General features: G+C 60.4%; 19 protein-coding genes and 2 tRNA genes. 5 read left to right on the forward strand and 16 right to left on the reverse strand.

From position 1 onward, the window contains the following. Nucleotides 1–14 precede the first annotated feature (14 nt). Together WA367_RS05940 and WA367_RS05945 are read right to left on the reverse strand one after the other, a co-directional pair. Nucleotides 15–1031, reverse strand: a complete 1017-nt coding sequence (locus tag WA367_RS05940) for a Fe(3+) ABC transporter substrate-binding protein (protein WP_336056049.1) — start codon at nt 1029–1031, stop codon at nt 15–17. 206 nt (nt 1032–1237) lie between these two features. Beyond that, a complete protein-coding gene (locus WA367_RS05945; RefSeq protein WP_336055865.1) occupies nt 1238–5413 on the reverse strand; it encodes a PAS domain S-box protein in 4176 nt (1391 codons plus the stop codon). Between the two features lie 520 nt (nt 5414–5933). Here WA367_RS05945 and WA367_RS05950 point away from each other — a divergent pair. Next, nucleotides 5934–6010, forward strand: a tRNA-His gene (locus WA367_RS05950). Nucleotides 6011–6059: 49 nt separating this feature from the next. Here WA367_RS05950 and WA367_RS05955 read toward each other — a convergent pair. Both WA367_RS05955 and WA367_RS05960 read right to left on the reverse strand, forming a co-directional pair. After that, on the reverse strand, nt 6060–9188 hold the full coding sequence (locus WA367_RS05955; protein WP_336055866.1) for an efflux RND transporter permease subunit: 3129 nt from the start codon (nt 9186–9188) through the stop codon (nt 6060–6062). Then, complete coding sequence (locus WA367_RS05960) at nt 9185–10354, reverse strand: efflux RND transporter periplasmic adaptor subunit (protein WP_336055867.1); 1170 nt, start codon at nt 10352–10354, stop codon at nt 9185–9187. Before WA367_RS05960 ends, WA367_RS05955 begins: the two co-directional genes overlap by 4 nt. Before the next feature lie 284 nt (nt 10355–10638). Between WA367_RS05960 and WA367_RS05965 the strand changes: the two genes are divergently transcribed. Continuing rightward, on the forward strand, nt 10639–11187 hold the full coding sequence (locus WA367_RS05965) for a DUF421 domain-containing protein (RefSeq protein ID WP_336055868.1): 549 nt from the start codon (nt 10639–10641) through the stop codon (nt 11185–11187). Nucleotides 11188–11194: 7 nt separating this feature from the next. Here the strand turns inward: WA367_RS05965 and xseA are convergent, their stop codons facing one another. Both xseA and WA367_RS05975 read right to left on the reverse strand, forming a co-directional pair. Further along, nucleotides 11195–12883 carry an exodeoxyribonuclease VII large subunit gene (xseA, locus tag WA367_RS05970; RefSeq protein ID WP_336055869.1) on the reverse strand — a complete coding sequence of 563 codons (1689 nt, stop codon included), beginning with the start codon at nt 12881–12883 and terminating at the stop codon, nt 11195–11197. 45 nt (nt 12884–12928) lie between these two features. Continuing rightward, the gene (locus WA367_RS05975) at nt 12929–13888 is read right to left on the reverse strand and encodes a LysR substrate-binding domain-containing protein (RefSeq protein WP_336055870.1); all 960 of its coding nucleotides are present in this window, start codon (nt 13886–13888) and stop codon (nt 12929–12931) included. A gap of 146 nt (nt 13889–14034) precedes the next feature. Between WA367_RS05975 and WA367_RS05980 the strand changes: the two genes are divergently transcribed. Then, complete coding sequence (locus tag WA367_RS05980) at nt 14035–14307, forward strand: DUF1127 domain-containing protein (RefSeq protein ID WP_336055871.1); 273 nt, start codon at nt 14035–14037, stop codon at nt 14305–14307. A gap of 112 nt (nt 14308–14419) precedes the next feature. Here WA367_RS05980 and WA367_RS05985 read toward each other — a convergent pair whose 3' ends face one another. From WA367_RS05985 to WA367_RS06030, 10 genes are all read right to left on the reverse strand, one after another. Next, a complete protein-coding gene (locus WA367_RS05985) occupies nt 14420–15235 on the reverse strand; it encodes a hypothetical protein (RefSeq protein WP_336055872.1) in 816 nt (271 codons plus the stop codon). A gap of 227 nt (nt 15236–15462) precedes the next feature. After that, nucleotides 15463–15651 (reverse strand): DNA gyrase inhibitor YacG, encoded by a 189-nt coding sequence (gene yacG / locus WA367_RS05990; RefSeq protein ID WP_336055873.1) that lies wholly within the window; start codon nt 15649–15651, stop codon nt 15463–15465. 61 nt (nt 15652–15712) lie between these two features. After that, nucleotides 15713–16360 (reverse strand): Maf-like protein, encoded by a 648-nt coding sequence (locus WA367_RS05995; protein WP_336055874.1) that lies wholly within the window; start codon nt 16358–16360, stop codon nt 15713–15715. A gap of 22 nt (nt 16361–16382) precedes the next feature. Next, nucleotides 16383–16601 carry a translation initiation factor IF-1 gene (infA, locus tag WA367_RS06000; RefSeq protein ID WP_036482630.1) on the reverse strand — a complete coding sequence of 73 codons (219 nt, stop codon included), beginning with the start codon at nt 16599–16601 and terminating at the stop codon, nt 16383–16385. 134 nt (nt 16602–16735) lie between these two features. Next, entirely contained in the window at nt 16736–17254 is a 519-nt protein-coding gene (locus tag WA367_RS06005; RefSeq protein WP_336055875.1) for an arsenate-mycothiol transferase ArsC, read from the reverse strand. A 5-nt stretch (nt 17255–17259) separates the two neighbouring features. Continuing rightward, a complete protein-coding gene (locus tag WA367_RS06010; protein WP_336055876.1) occupies nt 17260–17745 on the reverse strand; it encodes a UPF0262 family protein in 486 nt (161 codons plus the stop codon). Nucleotides 17746–17757: 12 nt separating this feature from the next. Continuing rightward, nucleotides 17758–19056: a histidinol dehydrogenase gene (hisD, locus tag WA367_RS06015; protein ID WP_336055877.1), complete on the reverse strand. Its 1299-nt coding sequence runs from the start codon at nt 19054–19056 to the stop codon at nt 17758–17760. Between the two features lie 4 nt (nt 19057–19060). Next, nucleotides 19061–19501 (reverse strand): DUF2948 family protein, encoded by a 441-nt coding sequence (locus tag WA367_RS06020; RefSeq protein WP_336055878.1) that lies wholly within the window; start codon nt 19499–19501, stop codon nt 19061–19063. Nucleotides 19502–19574: 73 nt separating this feature from the next. Continuing rightward, the gene (gene murA / locus WA367_RS06025) at nt 19575–20864 is read right to left on the reverse strand and encodes a UDP-N-acetylglucosamine 1-carboxyvinyltransferase (protein WP_336055879.1); all 1290 of its coding nucleotides are present in this window, start codon (nt 20862–20864) and stop codon (nt 19575–19577) included. A gap of 110 nt (nt 20865–20974) precedes the next feature. Continuing rightward, nucleotides 20975–21181, reverse strand: coding sequence for a hypothetical protein (locus tag WA367_RS06030; RefSeq protein WP_336055880.1), 207 nt, complete (start codon nt 21179–21181; stop codon nt 20975–20977). Between the two features lie 125 nt (nt 21182–21306). On the opposite strand from WA367_RS06030, the gene WA367_RS06035 reads away from it, so the two are divergent. Both WA367_RS06035 and WA367_RS06040 read left to right on the forward strand, forming a co-directional pair. Continuing rightward, a tRNA-Thr gene (locus WA367_RS06035) sits at nt 21307–21381 on the forward strand. Between the two features lie 133 nt (nt 21382–21514). Beyond that, complete coding sequence (locus WA367_RS06040) at nt 21515–22309, forward strand: glycosyltransferase family 2 protein (RefSeq protein ID WP_336055881.1); 795 nt, start codon at nt 21515–21517, stop codon at nt 22307–22309. Nucleotides 22310–22335: the final 26 nt, after the last annotated feature.

Consider the following 22335-nt stretch of genomic DNA (forward strand, 5'->3'; position numbering starts at 1 on the left):
CTTGTGTCAGTCGATCAGCTTTCCGGACCTTCATCAAGGCCGACGCGATCAACCATTTCGGAAGCCGCCTTGCGGTGCTTGGCGATTTCCTCGAGCGGAAGGCTGTCCGGCTTGATCTCGCCGAAGGACTTGACCATCTCGGAAACTTCCGCACCCGGCAGTACCGGATACTCGAAGTTCTCTTCCGCATAAATGGACTGTGCCTCGGCACTTGCCAGGAATTCCATCAGCTTGAGCGCGTTTTCACGGTTCGGCGCATGCTTGGCCATGGCCATGCCGGAGATGTTCACATGGGTGCCGCGCTCTTCTGAATTCGGGAACAGAACCTTGATGGCGTTCGCCCATTCCTTCTGCTCCGGCTCTTCCTCATTCGTCAGCATCTTGCCGACATAGTAGGTGTTGCCGATGCCAAGATCGCACTCGCCCGAATAGATGCCCTGTGCCTGTGCGCGGTCATTGCCGTTCGGCTTGCGGGCGAGATTGGCCTTCAGGCCCTTCATCCACTCTTCAGCCTTCTCCTCGCCGTGATGGGCGATCATGGAGGCGAAAAGCGCGATATTGTACATGTGCTGGCCACTGCGCAGGCAGATCTTGCCCTTCCACTTCGGGTCAGCAAGCTCTTCATAGGTGATCGTGTCCTGCTCGACGCGATCCTTGGAAGCGTAGACAACGCGGCCGCGGGTCGTCAGGCCGAACCACTGACCTTCCGGATCACGGAATTCGGCCGGAATGTTCTCGTTGATGGTCTCGCTATCGACGGTCTGGGTAATGCCCTTCTCCTCGACATTGATGAGGCGACCGATATCGACCGTCAGGATCACGTCGGCGGGCGAATTCTCGCCTTCGGCAGCGATGCGGTCTTCCAGGCCCTTGTCCAGGAACAGCACCTCGGTGTCGATGCCGGTTTTCTCAGTAAAGGCATCCAGCAGCGGCTGGATCAGGAAAGGCTGACGGTACGAATAGACATTGACCGTGCCTTCTGCCTGTGCGGCATTCAGGCCGGCGCTGCTTGCAACGCCCATGGCGATCATGCCCGCAACAAATGTCTGTGGAAGCTTGCGCATGAAAATTACTCCTCTCCGGCGGGTTCAAGTTCCCGGGGTGATGACTGTTTCGCCACATCGGCGGCGACGCGCCTGCTATCGCTTATATGACTTTGTGGGTCAAGTTTTAAGTGATTGAAATTGTTAAATTAGAAAGATTCTAAAGTGGCGCGCCCACACGGCGCGCCTGCCCGTCAATCGGCCAATACGCGTGCGGGTGGGAAGATGATCTCCACCAAGGTTCCCTCACCGGGAGTAGAAGTGATGGAGAACTTTGCCCGGTTGGCTTCGGTCATGGCGCGTGTCAGCGGCAGCCCAAGGCCGGTACCCTCTCCACGTTTGCGCTTCAGCGAGTTGATTTGCTTGAAGGGCTTCAGTGCCTCCTCGATCTCCGCACCCGTCATGCCAACGCCCGTGTCACGCACCCGCAGCGCCACGGAGCCGTCGTGGCTATAGGCGGTGGACACGATCACCTGACCACCCGCCGGTGTATAGCGCACGGCGTTGGAAAGCAGATTGATCGCAATCTGACGCACGCTGCGCGAATCCGCGATCACATCGGGCAGGCGCGAGGAGAAGCTGGAACGGATGATAACGCGGTCGCTGTTCGCCTGCGGCTGCATCATGGCCACGATCTGGCCCAGTGTCTCGTTCAGTGACACCGGCTCGTAATGCATGTCCTGCTGACCGGCCTCGATCTTGGAAATGTCGAGCAGGTCATTGACCAGATCAAGCACGTGATTGCCGGAGCGATTGATGTCGCGCAGATAATCCCGATAGCGATCATTGCCGATCGTACCGAACTTCTCGTCGATCATCAGTTCCGAAAAGCCGATGATTGCGTTGAGCGGCGTGCGGATCTCGTGGCTGACGCGCGCAAGAAACTCGCTCTTCTGGGAAGAGGCCTGTTCAGCCTGCGCCTTGGCGCGGTTCAACTCGTCCTCGGTACGCTTCCAATGCGTTATGTCGCGCAGCACCGCGCAATAACCGCTCTGATTGGGCAGACGTCCGATATTGATGAAAAGCGGGATGAAGCGACCCTGCGCCTCGCGCCCGATCACCTGCCGCCCGTCATTGAGAACGCTTGCAACGCCATTTCCCGAAATCGCGGTGAGATAATCCTTCACCTGCCGCTGGCTTTCGATGGCAAACAGCGAGGTAAATGGCTTGCCCGTGACATTCTCTGCATCAAAACCGAACAGCGCCTCGGCCGGGCGGTTGATGGAGCGGATCGTGCCGTCATTGGCGATGACACAGATGCCATCGGTCGCGGTATCGACAATGGCCCGCATTTCTTCCAGCCGGGCTTCCAGCTCCGCAATCCGCTCAGGCGAGGGGGCGTTACGCGCCGGCCGGATCGGCCAGATGGCCAGTGCCAGTGCCTTGCGACCCTGCCATGTGATGGATTGCAAATGCGCTTCGACGGGCTCTTCCGAGCCATCCGCATGGCGCAGCGCCATTGCGTGATGTTCTTCACCGGGCACCGCACTTTCATGCGTGTCGCCGAACAGCGCTTCCAGCCCGCCTTTCGCCTCAAGTTCGGCCAGATCAGCATAACCGGTAAGCTTCAGGAACTCACGATTGGCAAAGTGCAGACGCTCGCCCGAATGCACCAGAATGGCCAGAGGCAGTCCCTGCAGCAAGGCAATGTCACTGCCGCGTGCAGGCTCGACGGATCGCGCCACATGCGCATAGGCAGACGGCAGATAGGTTACGATGGCCGCAGGCTCGGACTTTGGCGGCTGCGGCACAAGCGGTGTCACTTCGGCGTCTTCAACACCGTTCGAGCGAGGCGAAGTGGCGGCTTCATCCTCTGCATGCTCGCCGGAAGAAGCGTCATTCTCACCGGATACCGTAACCTCCGGCGGCGTGGCGGCTTCCTCGTCGCTCCCGACCGCGCCGACGGCCTCCTCGGCGTCATCGTCCTGCAACAAGTGCGGCACAGCTTCGCCGTCGTGCTCGAGGTCGGGTTCGTGGAGTTCACCCTCGGCTGAAGCAGCCGCGACATCGGCAGCGTCTTCGTCATGTTCAGGCCCGGCGTCATCTTCTTCGGTCGCTGGAGGCGCTGCGAATTCCTCGCTTTGCCCTTCCGCCTCATCCTCTTCGGCTGCAAGATCGCTGCTGTCGCTCAGGGCCTCGGAAGGCGGGGTTTCAGCGTCAGTTTCAGCGGTTTGCGGCTCACTGATGAAGGGCAGTACATTGTCCGATGAGGCCTCATCCTGCTCCGCGTCATCCTCTACAGGCTCAACTGCCACCGGTTCGTCCGCGGCAGCCACATGCTCTTCGGCATCCGGCGTATCCGCTTCGAAATACCAGTCCTCGATCTCTTCGCCGGGGCTCGCTGGCGCTTCATCTGCAGCCTCGGCAGACGTTACCTCTTCGGCCTGAACTGTCTCCGGCGCTTCCTCCGGCTCTTCCTCATCAATGGGGTTGAGGAAGACCACCCGCCGCCTTACCGGCTCGGCTGCTTCATCGGCGGAGATTTCTGCGGCAGGCGTTTCGATATTGCCTGCGGTTTCCACAGGCTCTTCACCTGCTGGCGCGGTCTGCTCTGTCTCTTCCGCGACAGAAGCGTCGCTTGCACGTGGATCAGCGGTATCATCCGCGAAAGCCGTATCCGAGCCGGTTTCCGCCTCTGCGCCTGAGCCGTCCTCGCCGCGCTCCACTGGCGCGATACTCCCGGCGTCGACGCTCTCCTGAGCAGCCTTCTCCTCGGCGCGTTTTTTCTCACGCTCGATCAGTGCGGCATTGGCCTTGCGCAACCGTTCGCCAATCTCGCGAAAAGCGGTGCGTTCGCTGGGCGAAAGGCCGCCCTCGCGTGGCGTCAGATTGGCATCGGCGATGCGAACAACCTTGTCATCCGTGGTTTGCACGGGCTGTGTCGCACTTTCCAGGACAGGTTTCTCACCCTGAAACGGATCATCGCCCGGCGCATCGCTGTCAATGATCTCGGTTTCAGTTCCGAGCTGACTGTCTCCCGTTATTGGTGAAGGCTGCTCTTCACGGGAAGCCGGCTCATCCTGCGTTGGAGTCGGTAGGGGTGCTGCCTCCGGTCTCTCGCCGGGAACCAGCACCAGCCCTATGGCTTCGGGGTCTTCAACCGCTTCGGCAAGACGCGCGATGCCAAATCCGCGGAACCCCTCGAACACGCGCCCGCGGCCATAGACCGGCAGGGCAGCAAGATCGACCGGAATTTTCAGTGCGGTTCCGGCCATGGGCCAAAGCACCGTACGCCCCGACCACGTGTCGCGGCGCTCCAGAAGGCGGGCGATGGAGCCGTCGTTATCAAGTCCGAACGCATTGGACACATCGCGGAACCGCCGGCCGATCACATCGCCGGCAGCCTCGCCAACGGCCTGCCTGAACTCATCGGATATGGCGGAGAAGCGTCCTTCCTCATCCGTGCGCCAGGCAAATCGGACGGAACGGCGCACCCGCTGTTCTTCCGAGGGTTGTCGCGAGGCAGGTGAGGTGGCCGCAGGAGCTTCAAGCTCATTTTCCTTGTCACCACCAGAATGCGCGGCTGAACCTTCACCCCGTGTTTCCGCTTCGTCCGGGACTGCGTTGTGCTCGGTGCTGTCCTCGGCGACGGGAGCATCAGTGTTGGAAGTGCCAGAGCCGGATGCGGCTTCCACAATCGTGGCCGGTGCTTCCGCCTCGCTGCCCTCTGTGGGCGCTTCTGCCTCAACAATGGGCTGAGGCGCGGGGAGTGGTGTGCCATCATCCACGACCAGCAGAAGCCCGCGTAGCGGTGTATCGCTGATGCGTGCCAAGCCTGCGGGATAAAGGCCCGAACTGCCGGCAAGTCGACGCTTGACCAGGCGGTCGTCTTCATCACGAACCTCGTCCATGATCTTGCCAAGCATTTCCCGCGGAAGACCGAGCGCATCGAAATCAGCCGAGGCTTCTATCACCGCTCCACTATCATCGAGAACTGCTGCGAAGTGGCCCGGTTCGCTGAAGCCCGAAACGAGATCGCGTGCAATCGCGCTTTCGCTCACCCCTTCATGTTCCTGCGAGAAAAGCAGCGCCAGTTCGCCGTCAGGCAGGGCGATTCCCGTGACTTCAAGCTGGAGGATTGCGCTCTTCAGGCCGCGCGTCACGCGCATGGCGACAGGGCGCGTCTGGCCGGCTCCGGGATGACCGGCGGCAGCTCGCATTTGACGAAGTGCAGTGGCGGCCAGCTTCGGCTGTCCACCAATTGCGGCCTCTATGTCAGCATGGCCGAAAAGCTTCGCGCCCCCGGCATTGGCCCACAGTATTTCGGAAAGATCCGGCAGCAGTATCGCCAGCGACTGCCCGGCCACAAGTCGCTGTCGCACCTCGTCGAGTACTGCAATATCCAGAAAGGAATAGGTCGCCGAAGCCATAAATACCGAACCGTTACATCCGCTTGAGTATAACAGAATTAACCGGTCGTTAATAAGGCGAAGGCCGGGCAGCGTCCACAAGCCTCAAGCTTGCATACACGGCATTCCCCTCCCGTGGTTAATCTGTAAAACTTTAATCATTCCGCGCTGATATTCGAGCCGTTTGTGCCTGAAACTCGATTTTCCGCATTTTCGTTGCCTCTCCATCCCGATGTTGTCACGCGCAAGGTGCGGATATCTTCCCGATGCAGGTCAAGGTCGCCGCTTGGAGATTTTTGCCCCCTGAGACACTCCGTCGCGGCGACAATGGAAATCGGCATAACTATATACGCGCCAGAGTTTCGGGCCGGCCCTCCTCCTCCTCCTCCCGCCGGTCCCAAACCTGAAAAGACCGGGCTCCTCCCCCCGGTCTTTTCTTTTTTCAGGACTATCGTGCGGCAGATGAGAATTAGTCGCCTATGGCTCTTGAAAAAGACGCCGATTGCTCGTATTGACCCCAGCGCAGTCACACGAGACGCATGCGGTTGTAGCTCAGTTGGTTAGAGCGCAGGATTGTGGCTCCTGAGGTCGGTGGTTCGAATCCACCCAACCGTACCATTCCAGCCATTTCCACATCATATGGTGACGCGCCCCATCGGGGGACGCTTTATTCCGCAGCTGCTTCAGCGAGCTGGTTCTTGCGCGTGCTCGGCTTCCGGCGCTCCCGCAGCATCAGCATTGCAGGCGTCACCACCAGCGTCAGAACGGTCGCAACCGCAAGGCCACCGGCAATCGCACTCGAAAGTTCCGTCCACCACTGGGTGCTGGGCGCGCCGTGGACGATGCTGCGATTGGCGAAGTCGATATTGAGCCCGATTACCATCGGCATCAGGCCAAGGGCGGTCGTCAGCGATGTAAGCACCACCGGGCGCAGACGTTGGGCACCTGTGCGAAGGGCAGCCTCAAGCGGTGCCATGCCGGTCTTTTTCAGATCGTTGAAGGTGTCGATGAGCACGATGTTGTTGTTCACGACAATGCCGGCCAGTGCGATAACGCCGATGCCTCCCATGACCACGCCAAAGGGGCGGCCAGTCACAAGAAGGCCAAGCAGCACACCGGCGACCGAGAAGATGATCGCCGACATGACGACAAGCGCCTGGTAGAAGCTGTTGAACTGCGTCACCAGGATCGCGAACATCAGGCCGATGGCCGTGATGAAGGCGCCGATCAGGAAGATCATCGCGTCCTGCTGGTCCTCCGCCTCACCGGCGAATGACCAGGTCACATTGTCGGGAAGATCCATCTGCTGCAGGGCAGCGCGCAGTTTCAGGACCTGGTCATTCACCAGAACGTCCGGAGCGACATCCGATTCGATGGTGATCACCCGCTGCTGGTCGATGCGCTTGATGGTGCCGGTGCGCGGAGCCGGTTCAGACTGTACGAAATTGCCGACCGGGATCAGCCCGACCTGCGTGGGAACGCGGAGATTGGAGAGTTCTTCCAGCGTTCGCTCGCCCGGCGGGAAGCGGACGCGAATATCCACAGCACCTTCCGCGTCGTCAGGCCGGTAATCGGCAACGGTAATGCCTTGCGTCAGCAATTGAACCGCCTGACCCAGCAGGCTGACATCGGCTCCGAAACGAGCCGCCTCCGAGCGATCGACATTCAGCCGCCATTCGACGCCGGGCAGGGGGCGGCTGTCGGTGATGTCGGTGAAACCCCCGATCCGCGCCATGGCTTCGCGCACTGCCTCGAACGCAAGCTCTTGCGCATCGCGGTCGCGCGAGCGCAGTTCAAGCTTCACGGGCTTGCCCGCGGTGGGGCCGCCCGACTGTGTCTGCACCTGAACATCAATGCCGGGAATGGCAGCCATCTCCTCGCGTATCTGCTCGGAGATTTCGGCTGCCGTGCGTCGTTCGTCCCATTCGACAAGCTCAAGCTGGATCGTGCCGATCACTTCCTCGTCGGAGCGGTTGGAGGACATGGAGCGGGCATAGACGCTGCGCACCTCGTCGTAATTCATCAGCCGCTCTTCCACCTGGGAGACCAGCGCGTCGCGCTCATAGATGGAGAAATTGTCGCGAGCCCGGATTTGCACCTGCGCGAAGTCCGGCTCGACTTCGGGAAAGAAAGTCAGGCCACGGCCAAAGCTGGAATAGGTGCTGAATGCCGCCAGAAGCATGGCAATAGCCAGAAGCAGCGTGGTGCCGGGGCGCAGAATGGCCCACTCCAGCACCCGCACGTAAAGTCCAGCAGCGCCTTTCATGTGGCGCGGATCACCGATTTCGGCATGATAGAGTTGCGCCTTCTGCGCCGCAGATTGCGGCTGGCGCCTGCCAATGATGCCGCCCATCACGGGGATGAACACAAGCGCCATGGCAAGCGATGCACCAAGCGTCAGGATGACAGTAATCGGCAGGAATTTCATGAACTCGCCCACGACACCCGACCAGAACAGAAGCGGGAAGAACACGCTCAGCGTCGTGGCAGTAGAGGCGATGATCGGCCAGGCCATTCGCTTGGCTGCGAAGGCATAAGCCGCTTTCGGGCTCTGCCCTTCCTGCAGCTTGCGGTCGGCAAGCTCGGTCGTCACGATCGCACCGTCGACAAGCATGCCGACCACGAGGATGAGCGAGAAAAGCACGACGATATTCATCGTGTAGCCCATCGCCCACAATGCAGCCACACCGCTCAAAAACGAGCCGGGAATGGCCAGCCCCACCAGAATGGAGGAGCGAAGCCCGAGAGCCCACACGATGACGATCATCACCAGAACGATTGCGGCGATCACATTGGACTCCAGATCGCCGAGCATGGTTTTCACCTGCTCGCTTTCATCCTGCATGTAGTCGATGCGCACCGTATCGGGCCAGTTGGAAGCCTCCTCCTCGATTGCTGCACGAACCCGTGCAACAGTATCGATGATATTGGCGCCCGAGCGCTTCTTCACCTCAAGCGCAAGTGCGGGCTGTCCATTGATGCGGGCAAAGCTCGACGGGTCCTCGAAGCTGCGCCGCACTGTGGCGACATCTGCGAAGGTAACCACCGTATCGCCGCGTACCTTGACCGGCAGCTCCATGACATCCTGCAGATCCTCGATCAGCCCCGGCACCTTGAGCACAAGCCGTCCGGCACCGGTCTCGATGGCACCCGCTGCAATCAGGCGGTTGTTACGGTTGATCTGGTTGATGAGCTCGTCGAAGGAGATGTTATAGGTCTGGAAAACGGTCGGATCGATCAGCACTTCCAGAAGCTCGGTGCGCGCACCACCCACATCCACTTCCAGAACACCGTCCACACCCTCTATCCGCTTTTCCAGATCATCTGCCAGCGCATTAAGCGTACGTTCCGGCACCGGACCGGAAAGGATGGCCGTCAGGATCGGAAAGAGCGCAGTATTGACCTCGTTCACGCTTGGCTCGGTCGCGTCTTCGGGGAGTTCGGTGCGCGCACGGTCCACCGCCTCACGCACCTTGTCGAGCGCTTCCTCGGAATCAAAGCCCGGCTCGAATTCAAGCGTCACGGACGCATAGCCTTCGCCGGCACTGCCCTGCATCTCCTTCAGGCCGGAAATGGATGCAAGTTCCGTCTCCAGCGGCTCAACCAGCAGCCTCTCCGAGTCTTCCGGCGAAATGCCCGAGAGTGTCGTCACCACATAGATGGTCGGAATGGGCACTTCCGGCGAGCTTTCCTTCGGGATCGCCATATAGGCGAAGGCACCCGTTGCCAGGATAAGCACCAGCGTCAGCGCGACAACCCGGGCACGCGAAAAGGCGGCATCGATCAGGCCGTTCATTCGGCAGTCTCCGCATCCTGCGGCTGCGCTGTCTGAACACTCTCGATATCAAGCGCATCGGCTGCTCTTGGAGCCACTTCCTCGCCTTCGTTGACGAAGCCCTGGCCAACGGTGATCAGTTCCACCTCCTCGGGCAGTCCGCGCACCCAAAGACCGTCCGTCTCGGCCCGTACGATCTCCACCTCGTGAAATTCCACGCGGTTGTCCTCGGTCACGGTCTTCAGGCCGAGCGTGCCGTCGGTACCTAGCGACAGGATGGCGGGCGAGATGAAGTGAGCGACAACTTCGCCGGTGGGGATGCGGATTTCGGCGCTGATGCCTGCGGCGATGCTGCCGTCGCTGTTGGGCACGCTGATCTCGGTCCGGAAAGTGCGCGTTTCGGCATTGGCGCTGCTGCCGACAAACACCACTTCGCCTTCCGCCGTTTCGCCCGTGATGAACTGCACTTCGGCTTTCAGACCGGGCTTGATATCGCGCACCGCCTGCTGGGGCACCTGTATCGCCACCGTAAGCGGCGTATTGTCCACGATGCGCGCGACATCACTTCCCGCCGCCACATATTCGCCGGTGTCGATCTGCAATTCTTCCAGCCGGCCCGCGAAGGGAGCGCGGATGACCGTGTTCTCGACAGCCTCTTCGGCGCTTGCAACCTGGGCTCTTGCAGCGGCAACAGCTGCCTGTGCCTGGCGCACACGGTCCACCGTTGCCACACCCTTTTCAAGAAGCGTGTTGGCGTTGTTGAGTTCACGCTGCGTACGGCTGAGTTCCTCGCGCGCCGTCTCAAGCTGTGCCTCGCGTTCGGCCAGGACAAAGCGCCCGATAACCTCCCCGGCCTCCAGCATTGTACCCTTGTCGACCAGAACCTCCGCGATCTCGCCACCGGTCTCGGCGCGGATGGCCGTGTCGCGGTCCGGCAGTGCCTGACCTTCCGCCACGAATATCTGCGGCACCGGCTCGGCCACCGATTTGCGGGTTGCCACGGAAACGGGTTTGGGCTCGGCGCGGGTTTCGGGTGGAGCCTCCGGAGCGGGAAACACAAAGCCGCTCCCCATCCACATGACGAGAGCCGCGATCAGCCCCAATGCGATCCAGCGCGAGCGCGACGATCCGCGATCGGCATCGAATTCGAGGCGCTGGGGTTGGGTGTCACTGACAGATTCAGCCATGGAAGCTCCGGTGGTCATTGTCGATCTGCGTTTCTACCGGTCATTGCGGCAGCATTTCGAAGACCGTTCCCGCCGGACGGCTGTGGAATGCCGCACAGTCGCATGAAGAGCCTAATCTTCGATGAAGACAATGCCAGCAATTGCGGCCAACTTCCCAGGGCGGCAGGAGGGCGTTCTTGTTGGAAGCGGAGACAGGAAGGCGCTCCGGATACTGCTGACAAGGGAACCGCTTCGCCCCGCATTGGTTGCGTTGAGGAAGCCCAATTGCGCCCGCGGAGATGCCCATGAACCTCGAAAACATGATCTTTCAGGATTGGCAGGGGATCGTGCGAACGATCATTGTCGGCATTCTGGCCTATGCGTCGCTCGTCATGTTTCTGCGCATTTCGGGCAAGCGCACGCTGGCAAAACTCAATGCCTTCGATCTCGTCGTTACCGTCGCTCTCGGCTCGACACTGTCTGCCATTCTGCTTCAGGAAAGCGTGGCACTGGCCGAAGGCGCTGTCGCGCTGCTCCTTCTCATCACGATGCAGTATCTCGTGACCTTTTTCTCCGTGCGCTCCCACGGCTTTGCGCGCATGGTCCGGTCTGAGCCGGCACTACTTGTCCGCAAGGGTGAATATTGCCTCACCACCATGAAGCATCAGCGCATCACGCAGGAAGAGGTCGACAGCGCCATCCGTGCAGGCGGTGCATCCAGCATTTCGGAAGTTGAAGGCGTGGTGCTGGAAAGCGACGGGACGATCAGCGTCCTGACGGGGGCCGCCCCGCAAAATCTGCCGCAGCAGAATGGCGGCCCGCGCCAGTCATCACCTGATGCGCCTGCAGCATAAAGACCCGCTAGAAGAGGCTGCCCTGGCTTCCCGGCGGCTTCGGTGCAGCTTTTTTCTGCGGTGCGGGTGCCGATCCACCGGTCGCGACCGCGCCAGCGCGGCCATCGGCAAACTCCAGGGCCACTTCCTGTCCGGGCTTGAGTTGTGCTGCCCGCTTGATGGGAGTGCCCGATCCATCGCGCACCAGCGCAAAACCGCGCTCAAGAACGCTCTTGTAGGAAAGCGTGTCGGCCAGGCGCATGACCTGTTGTGAACGGTTACGTGCAGTTTCAAGCCGCTGTCCCATGGCGCGGTCAAGCCGCTCCGTCGCCCGCTCAAGCCGTTCTCCGGCATTCTGCAGGCGCAGGAGAGAGTGCCGTGGCGTGACCCGTGCAGCATCCCGGTCAAGGCGGGTGCGTTTCGCCTTCAAATCGTTGAGGAAGAGTACGGGCAGGCGATTGGAGCATTCGACATGACGCCGGCGAGCATCGGCGATTCTCTGGTTCAGCGGAGCCAGCGACAGACGCACCGCCGATCTGCGGGTGCGCTTGGCGCGCAAGCTGTTCTGAAACGCGCTGTCGAGGCGTGACGCGCAATCGCCGTTGCGCCGACGCGCATCACCAAGCCGTCGCTCCAGCATGGAAAGCGAAAGGCGCAGGCTGTCATGGCGCAGCCGCTTTGCGCGTGTAGACGCACTCAGGCCGCGTTCAAGCCGACCCGCAGCCTCATCGAAACGGCGGCGCGAAAGCGCGAAAAGCTGGTCCGGCGAGGGCAGGGCACGCGCCAGCGCACGGCTGGCCTGTCGCCGACGATCAAGGTCGCGTGTGACCGCAGCCTTCAAACGCGCGGAAAGTCGCGCCAGCCCGGCTTCGAGCTCGGCCTTCACCGGCACGGCCATTTCGGCAGCACCCGTGGGCGTTGGTGCTCGCCGGTCAGCGACGAGATCGATCAGCGTCCAGTCGGTTTCGTGGCCCACCGCAGAGATGACGGGAATTTCTGAAGCCGCAACCGCGCGCACGACCTCCTCGTCATTGAAGCCCCAGAGGTCTTCGAGACTGCCACCACCGCGCGCCACGATGATGACATCGGGTCGCGGAAATCCGGATGTGAAATCAACCCGGTTAAACCCCGCAACGGCAGCAGAGACTTCCGCACCCGTGGTCTCGCCCTGCACGCGCACCGGCCAGACCACCACATGAACGGGAAAACGGTCCGTGATCCGGTGAATGATATCGCGGATGACAGCACCGGTCGGCGAGGTGACGACGCCGATGACCTTTGGCATGAAGGGCAGCGGGCGTTTGCGCTCATCGGCAAACAGGCCTTCCGCTGCCAGCTTGCGCTTGCGTTCCTCCAGAAGCGCCATCAATGCGCCGGCACCCGCAGGCTCCACGCTCTCGATCACGATCTGGTATTTGGATGAGCCGGGATAGGTCGTCAGCTTGCCTGTTGCGACGATCTCCAGCCCTTCCTGCGGCTTGAATTTCAGCTTCCCGAAGACACCTTTCCAGATCACGGCCTCAAGCCGTGACCGCTCGTCCTTCAGCGAGAAATAGCAATGGCCGGAAGCGTGTGGGCCGCGATAGCCGGAGACTTCACCGCGCACACGCACATGGCCGAACTGGTCTTCCACGGTGCGCTTGAGCGCGATGGAGACTTCGCTGACCGAATATTCGGCAACATTGCTGCGGGTGTCCGAAGGGGTAAGGCTGCTCATGAGGTGATTTGGTCGATCCCACCCCTCAAGGTCAAGTGCGCAATGTCACCAGCCCGGCAACAGATGCGCCGGGCGCAGCCGCTTTCCATTGCGATGCCTGTGGCTGAGCGTTTCGAAGTCGAATGGCGTACCGTCGCCATTCAGGGCCGCAGGCGCTGAAATATTGTCCAGGCACTCGACCACATGCCGCAGGAGCGCTTCGACAATGTCGGTGTCTCCGTTGTGCCCGCGCACGAGGCCGATGCAGCAATCCGGCAATGGCTGAAAACCGTCTCGCTCGTTCAGCACACGCATACCAGGCCGAAGCGCGCATTCGGGCAATACGGCAACTGCTGTGCCGGAGAGAACGGCAGCCGTGATGACGGTGACCGAATAGCTCGTGAAAAGGGTGCGGTACTCCCGCCCCATCGCATCCAGCGCCTCATAGGCATGCCGTCGCCAGGTGCAGGTGGGGCGGCCAACGGCAAGCGGCAGCGGATCGCGCTCATGGGTGGCGTGGTTGGCTGATGTCACCCAAAGAAGCGGCTCGCGCCGGATCACCTCTGCCGAAACGTCATCGGTCAGCAGCGCGAGATCGACGGTCCCCTGCCGCACATGTTGCATCAGGTTGGACGTGGGTTCGCACAGGACCGACAGCTCCACCCGCGGATTGGACCGGGTAAAGCGCGCCATGATCTCCGGCAGGAAAGGTTCGGCATAATCATCAGGCATGCCGATCCGCACACTGCCCTCAAGACTTTCCTCGTCGAAGGCTGCAAGCGTTTCGCGGTTCAGCCGCATCATCCGGCGTGCATAGAGCAGTAGCCGTTCGCCATCTTCGGTCAGCCGATTGCTGCGGCCGCTCTTCTCGAAAAGCGTCTTGCCGACCCGCTCCTCAAGCCTGCGCATCTGCATGGAAACCGCAGACTGTGTGCGGTGCACCTGTTCTGCAGCCCGCGTGAAGCTGCCAGTGTCGGCAATGGCGAGAAATGTGGCGAGTTGGTCGAGATCAAGAGGGGCGGCCATGGATCAGTCCATCAGGAATGTTGATGCAAAACATTAGAAACATTCGTTCGACTAATCAATCGCCCGGTGACATCTTCAACCCATCGAAACGAAGGCAGAGGCGCCCATGAGGACGCGCTGGCGCCTTCATGTTGTGGAGCAGAGCGATGAACATGTCGGGAGCAATACGCGCAAGACAGCCAAGGGGTGTGAGCCTCAAGCGCGTCACGCAGGCGCTGGGCGCTGCTTATCGCGCCTGGCTTGGCCGTCGCGCCGTCGCAAGCCTGGATGAACTGGAAGATTGGCAACTCGCTGATATCGGGCTTCAGCGCTGCGACATTGACCGGCTTCGCGGATACACGCCCATGCGAGACCCGACAATCGAGCTTCAGGCTAGGCGCGCCTCTGCGGCTTCAAGAACGATCCGCCGGCGCGTCTGAACACCTGGCTTTTCCAAGCAGGCATCACTCCCATCACACCGGTCTCCCCCCGGTTTGCCTGCCTTTTGCCCGGCTCGTCCGCGAGCCGGGCCTTTTTCATGTTGAGCCAGCCTCATTTGCCGACGCCGATCATGTCACGCAGCGCGCCGGCACCGGCTTCAACCGCCTTGTCGGTCATGGCACTTGGCAGCGGAATGATCTTGCGGGCTGCTTCCTTCGCCACTGTCTCTGCTGCATCGACGGCCATGTCCGCCCCCTTTTCCTTCATGGCTTCCAGGGCTTCCCCCACAGCCGCTTCAGGATCATGTACCGCTTCCAGTGCCTTTTTTGCCAGGTTGGTGCCATCTCCCGCTGCATCAAGACCCGGCCGTAGAGCTTCTGTGATGGCCTTGCTTGCAGCATCCGTTGCCTCGCCGTGAAAGCGACCGGGCGTATAGTCGCCCGCCTCGTACAGCTTTTTCATCGCGGTGTCGGAGACCAGAGGCTTCGGGTTTGTGAGCCTGTCAGTGTATTTTTTCAGTTTTTCTGAAGTCTGGTCCAGGCTCGCACCGGCAATGCCATAGCCCGGCGCTTCCGTGGCCTCCGAAAGGTTGCTCCAGCTACGCGTGAAAGCTTCTTTCGCTTCCGTCCATGTCACGGCAGCATTGTCGAGAATGTCGTCCAGCGGCACCATGGCCTCTGCGGTCTTGTTCTTCAAGATATCGTAGATCTGCGTGGCTGTCGCTCCGGCCTTCTCGGCATAATCGCTTGCCAGAAGCTTGGCATCGCCAAGCAGTTCGGCGAGGCCGGGTGCATTCTCATTTGCCCTGGCAACCAGCCGATCCTGCTTTCCCGAGGCGATGTTCTGCCCGGTAACTTGGGATTTCTCGCAGCCGCTGATCAATATAATGGCCGCAACAGAGGCCGTTAGAATGAAAACTCTACGCATGACGCAATCCTCTCAAATCACAAGCGATATGAGCGGGGCGGGTCATGCGGGCGAGGGGAGGGGCGGTCACAGGTGCAGCCACAAGCCTTGCTCGCGTAAGCCTGCCCGCCCGTTTACTTACTCTCTGCCCGAAATATCGTGGGCAGAATGCAATCTATGAGAGAGAAATTAGAATATAATGAGGAGCTTAGATTGCATTCTAATCAACAGATCAGACGCTTTGTAACTCACTCCTGCTCGTCCGCATCATCGACAGTAGGGCCGGGGATTGTATAGGCGCCATTCAGCCATCGATTGAGGTCGACATCCTTGCAGCGCTTGGAGCAGAAGGGGTAGGTCTCACGCGCCGAAGGCTGGCCACATTCCGGGCATGCGCGACGTGGACGCAGTGGGGTCACCTTTTGCGTATCTGCCATGACAGGCCCTCGTGATTGAAAACTGTAAAAGGTCACCGCTTAAGCAAGTCAGCCGGAAGCTCTAGCTTTCCGGCAGCGCGTCTTCATCCGCCTGCTGCAACCAGCGTGGCGAAACGTCGAAACCTTCGCCGCCCAACAGAGCGGTTGTCTCGTAAAGCGGCAGTCCGACAACATTCGTATAGGAGCCGACCAGCTTAACGACAAAGCTGCCTGCAATGCCTTGAATGGCATAGCCACCCGCCTTGCCGCGCCACTCGCCGCTTGCAAGATAGTGCTCAAGCTCCTGCTTTGAAAGACGCTTGAAGCGCACGCGGCTTTCCACCAGCCGCTGGCGCAGTTTGCCCTCGGGCGTGAACACGCAGATGCCGGTGAACACCCGGTGCGATCGTCCCGACAAGAGCCGCAGGCAGTTTGATGCATCGTCCAGCGTTTCCGCCTTCGGCAGAATGCGCCGCCCCACCGAAACGACCGTATCGGCTGCCAGCAGGAACGAGACCGCCGCCTCACCATCCTTGCGCAGCCGCTCCATGGCTTTTTCGGCCTTGGCACGCGACAGCCTTTTGGCAAGCGAGCGCGGATGCTCGGCCTTGATGGGTGTTTCGTCGATATTGGCAGGCAAAAGCCGGTCGGGTTCGATGCCGGCCTGCTGGAGCAGTTCCACGCGCCGCGGCGAAGCCGAAGCAAGAACAAGTTTCTTCCTGGCACTCATTGCAGCGGCACTCGCGCCGGAACTACTTGAAGCGGTAGGTGATACGACCCTTGGTCAGGTCATAGGGCGTCATCTCGACCAGCACCTTGTCACCGGTCAGAACGCGAATGCGGTTCTTGCGCATGCGGCCAGCGGTGTGGGCGATGATCTCGTGCTCGTTTTCCAGCTTCACGCGGAACATGGCGTTCGGCAGCAATTCGGTGACAACACCAGGAAATTCGAGAATGTCTTCTTTCGGCATCCGATACCTTCTTTGATGGATGAGTGGAGGTCTCAAGACAGGAGAATAAAGCTGTTTGACCAGCCGATCAGCCCCGCGACCCCGCAAAGTCGCGCGGAACCTACTCCATCTCCCCCCATTTGTGAACACGCTTGTTAAGATGCTGGCGGCAAGGCGGTTCCAAAGCGGTTTCCAATGCGCTGTGCTAGGCTTTCGCGCACATCCCGGTAGGCGGCCAGTATCTGTTCGCGGCGGCCATCCACCACGGATGGATCAAGCGTGGGCCAATATTCCACCTCCACAGAATGGGAGCGTGTCAATTCAAGCGCCTGATGATGGGCTTCCGGTGCCAGTGTGACGATGAGGTCGAAGTAATCGTCTTCCAGCTCGTCCATGGAATGGGGTTGGTGATCACCCAAGCCCAAGCCGACTTCCTCAAGCACGGCATCCACGAACGGATCGCGCGCGCCGGGCCGCACGCCAGCAGAGGCGATATAGACGCTGGGCGGAAGCAGCTTGCGCGCGATCACTTCCGCCATGGGCGAGCGGATACTGTTCATGCTGCACAGAAACAGGATGGAGCCGGGCAGGCGTGGCGGCGATGAGGGTGCCGGTTTGCGCGCTTCGTTCCCTCCGGATTCCTTCTTTTCGCCCGCGTCCTCCTCCACGGTCATCGCTGCTATCCTCGCCAGTGAAGCACGCAGACGAGCGTGAAGAGACGGCGGGCGGTGTCGAAATCCACCTCTATCTTCCCGTCGAGACGGTCTTTCAGAAGCTGCGAACCTTCATTGTGCAACCCGCGCCTGCCCATATCGATAGCCTCGATCTGCCGCGGCGTAGCGGAGCGGATGGCCTCGTAATAGCTCTCACAGATCATGAAATAGTCCTTCACGATCTTCTTGAACGGCGTCAGCGAGAGAATATGGGTGACGACGTCTTCGCCACTCTCGCGGCTGATGGCGAATACCAGTCGCGCATCCACCAGCGAGATGCGCAGCTTGTAGGGGCCTTCGCCCTCATCACCCACCGGCCTGAAGGAGTTCTCTTCCACAAGGTCGAAAATTGCGACCGCGCGCTCATGCTCGATATCAGGGGCAGCGCGTCCGACCGTCTCGTCCAGCTCGACATCGACCAGACGCGCGGTATCGGATGCATTCTCGCCCATGATGCGTCCTTCTCACAGATTGAGGCGGATCGAAACCGAACGGGCATGGCCGTCCAGCCCTTCGGACTGTGCGATGGAAATCGCCGCCGGCCCGAGTTCGCGAAGCTGCTCTGGTCCAAGCTTCAGGATCGACATGCGCTTGACGAAATCATGCACCGAAAGCCCGGAGGAGAAACGCGCCGAACGCGCGGTCGGCAATACATGGTTTGAACCGCCCACATAGTCGCCGATGACTTCCGGCGTGTGCCGACCAAGAAAGACTGCGCCCGCATGCTGAATGCGCTGCAGCAGCGCTTCGCCCGCATCATCATCAAGCGCCAGTTCAAGATGCTCCGGCGCTATGCGGTCGATCAGTGGCAGCGCTTCCTCGATCGTGTTCACGAGGATCGTGGCGCCGAAATCCTTCCAGCTTGGCCGTGCGATCTCTTCGCGCGACAGTTGGCTGAGCTGGCGTTCCACCGCCTCTTCAACGCTTGCCGCAAAGTTTTCGTCATCGGCGATGAGGATCGACTGCGCGGCCTGATCATGTTCGGCCTGCGCCAGAAGATCGGCGGCAATCCAGTCAGGATCGTTGTTCGCGTCAGCCACGACAAGCACCTCGGACGGCCCCGCAATCATGTCGATGCCCACCTTGCCGAAGACCTGTCGCTTCGCGGCAGCCACAAAGGCGTTGCCCGGGCCCACTATCTTGTCCACCGGCGCGATCGTGCCCGTGCCATAGGCAAGAGCGGCCACGGCCTGCGCCCCGCCGATGCGGTAGATTTCATCCACGCCGGCAATGTCGGCTGCCACAAGCACCAGCGGATTGAGCGCACCATCGGGCGTGGGAACAACCATCGCAATCCGCTCGACACCGGCAACGCGGGCAGGCACCGCATTCATGAGCACTGAAGAGGGATAGCTTGCCATTCCGCCCGGCACATAAAGCCCGACTGCCGAAATTGCGGTCCAGCGCCAGCCGAGTTCAGCACCAATCTTGTCCGTATAGCGCTTGTCTTCGGGTACCTGGCGGCGGTGATGCGCCTCGATGCGCTCGCGCGCTAGCCTCAAGGCCTCGACGGTTTCAGGGTCCGCCTTGTCATAGGCCTGCGCGATCTCTTCCGAGGTGATCCGCAACTCCGACGCATCAAGGTCAAAACGGTCGAATTTGCGCGTCAGCTCAATGACCGCCTCGTCGCCACGGCGGCGCACATCGGCGATGATCTCGCGCACCTTGTCATCCACCTCCTGCGAGACTTCGCGCTTGGTGGTGAGAAACTCTGCAAAACGCGTTTCGAAATCCGCGTCTGATGTCTTCAGCTTGATCGGCATCGGCTCACGCTCCGTGGTTGGGGCGCGATTGGGTGGACCATGCCGCAGCACTGTCGGCAAGCCGTGCCTCGATGCATTCCACATCAAGCTGTATGGCCGCATCACCGGAGAAGATCAGCTCGATCGTGCCGGCCGGCGCTTCGTCTTCGGCAAAGCCGATCGTCAGAAGCGACAGAACATCCTCGGATTTCGCCTGCGATATACCAAAGGCACGCACGGCCAGAACCCGGTCGAAATGCAGGAAGGAGAGGCGTCTTTCATGCGGTGTACGACGAAAGAGCCCGGGCTTGTCCTTCTCCCAGGCGAAGCGGTTCATCTGCAGCGCGAACCGCTTTTCCTTTTTCAGATAGCGGATATCGCTCACCTTCAGGACCGCATCCTGCACATGGGCTGAAATCACCGAAAGATCCTCTTCATCAAGCGCGATCAGTTTCAATGATTCCATGACCCTCAACTTTCATGTTCGGCAGGTTCCGGGCAGTATTCCGCCCGGAAGATAAGGTAAAATATCAGACGGTCTAGCCTGTGATACGCTCGATCTCGGCACCGCAGCCCGAAAGCTTTTCCTCCAGGCGCTCGAAGCCGCGATCCAGGTGATAAACGCGATTGACCTCGGTTTCGCCTTCGGCAACGAGGCCCGCAATCACCAGCGAGACCGACGCGCGCAGATCCGTCGCCATAACGGGTGCACCCTTCAGCCGCTCCACACCTTCCACAATGGCCGTCTGGCCGGAGAGCGAGATGCGCGCACCGAGGCGTGCCAGCTCCTGCACATGCATGAAGCGGTTTTCGAAGATCGTCTCGGTAATGCGCGACTGGCCCTTGGCTTTGGTCATCAGCGCCATGAACTGGGCCTGAAGATCGGTCGGAAAGCCGGGGAAGGGGTCTGTCTCCACATCAACGGCCTGGATGCCCGCACCATTGCGACGCACGCGAATGCCGGTATTGGTCCGGGTGATCTCCGTGCCGGTGCGCTCAAGTGTTTCAAGAGCGGATTCCAGCAAATCCGGCCGTGCACCTTCCAGAAGAACGTCACCACCTGTCATGGCAACAGCCATGGCATAGGTGCCCGTCTCGATGCGGTCAGGAATGATGCGGTGGCGCGCGCCCGAAAGCGAGGTCACGCCTTCGATCGTGATGGTGGAGGTGCCGGCACCGGAGATCTTCGCGCCCATGGCATTCAGGCACTCCGCCAGGTTCACCACTTCCGGCTCGCGTGCCGCGTTCTCGAGAGTGGTGTCACCCTTGGCAAGCGCGGCGGCCATCATCAGCACATGCGTCGCACCGACAGAAACCTTCGGGAATTCGTATCGTGCCCCGATCAGCCCCTTCGGCGCAGTTGCGTGCGCATAGCCGCCCTCGATCTCGATATTCGCGCCGAGCGCTCTCAGGCCCTCGATGAAGAGATCGACCGGACGCGTACCGATGGCGCAACCGCCTGGCAGCGAAACCTTCGCTTCACCCATGCGTGCCAGAAGCGGCCCGATCACCCAGAAGCTCGCACGCATTTTCGAGACAAGCTCGTAAGGGGCGGTCGTGTCGACAATGCTGCGCGCGGTAAAGTGGATCGTGCGCGAGTAGCCCTTGTCCTGGTTCTCGCGGCGGCCATTGACCATATAGTCCGTACCGTGATTGCCGAGAATGCGGATAAGCTGCTCGACATCGGCCAGATGTGGCACATTCTCAAGCGTCAGCGTGTCATCGGTCAAAAGCGATGCGATCATCAGCGGCAGCGCCGCGTTCTTCGCGCCGGACACCGGAATGGTGCCATTAAGGGTGTTGCCCCCCCTTATGCGAATGCGATCCATTGAGTTCTCTTTCCCGGGTCTATCATGTCCCGGCTTCTGGGGTTCTGGTGTGGCAGACCGGTCTAGAGCAAGCGCGGCCCGCGTTCAAGAAAATGCGTCACTTCTCCCCATCAGCCCTTTTCATCGGCTGTTGAAGATGGTTTCGCGCGTGCAGCACTGATTCCCTCGTCGCGCTCGTCGGCTGCACCTGCACGCCGGGAACGCGCCTGCGCCTTGCGTCGTGCGAGATTGGCACGCAACTCCTCCGCCAACCGTCTCTTGCGCGGGTCCTGTTCCGCCTGGTTTGCGCTCTTGTTTCCGCTCATGACAGCCTTCATGTCTCCCTTCTTCAGGATGATCCCAGCAATGCGTTAAAAAGAAGATTTCCCAACTTCGCAATTCATTGCAATGAACCGCTTGCGCTTCGCGAAACGATATGGCAGAACCCCGCCGACTTCGAGGCGCTGCCGTAGCTCAGGGGTAGAGCACTCCCTTGGTAAGGGAGAGGTCGAGAGTTCAAATCTCTCCGGCAGCACCAGAACTCTCCGAAAAAAATCTACCTCTTTTTGCTCTGTGGTTGCTCAAATTCATCCGCCGCACGTTTGGCTGCCGCTGACATTGGGTTCTTTTTTGCATAGTTTGCGCGCATCATGGTTCAAAGCGCGTCCTACATGCCTTCCAGCAATCGAATTCCTGCCTCAGCCTTCGTCATCTGCCGCGATGCGGAAGCCACCATTGAACGGTGCATTCGCTCGGTAGCCGCATTTGACGAAATCGTGGTGGTCGATTCCGGTTCGACAGATGAGACCTGTGAGATAATAGCGAGGCTCGAAGCGGAGGGGCTGCCAGTTCGTCTTTTAAGGCGTGACTGGCCGGGCTACGCCGCACAAAAGCAGTATGCCCTGGATCAGTGTCGCAATGACTGGTGCCTGAGTCTGGATGCCGACGAGGAAATCGACGAGGCGCTGGGCGAAGCTATTGTAGGGCTGTTGAAGGGTACTCCGGAATGTTCGGGTTATAACCTTCTTCGGCGGGAATGGGTGGCCGGCTATGGCCACGCTCATCCATGGGTCGCCCACACACGCATTTTGCGCCTGTTCGATCGGCGGAAAGGCGTGTTCGACCTGTCCCAGACCATCCATGAGAGCGTCATTCTTAAAGAGACCCCCGGCCTGCTGAAGTCCGGCTATATCCTCCACAATGCCTGGATGACGCCTGAGCGCCACGCCGAAAAGCAGATCGTCTATTCGTCCCTTAAAGTCCGTCAGCGCCTGGCCCGCGGAAAAAAGGCCATGCCAATCAAGATGGCGACTTCACCTCTTGAGTATTTTCTCCGGTCATACCTGCTGCGGCGCTATTTCCTATGCGGATGGGGCGGTCTTGCCTCTTCACTGCTTGATGGCAGCTACGCATTCCAGACCGAATGGAAGCACTGGCTGGCCCCACGCACAGACCCGGAAGGGTGATGCGTCGCGCGCTCTGTTCAGGTCCG

The organism is Nitratireductor sp. CH_MIT9313-5 (assembly GCF_037029545.1).
GTDB lineage: Bacteria > Pseudomonadota > Alphaproteobacteria > Rhizobiales > Rhizobiaceae > Chelativorans.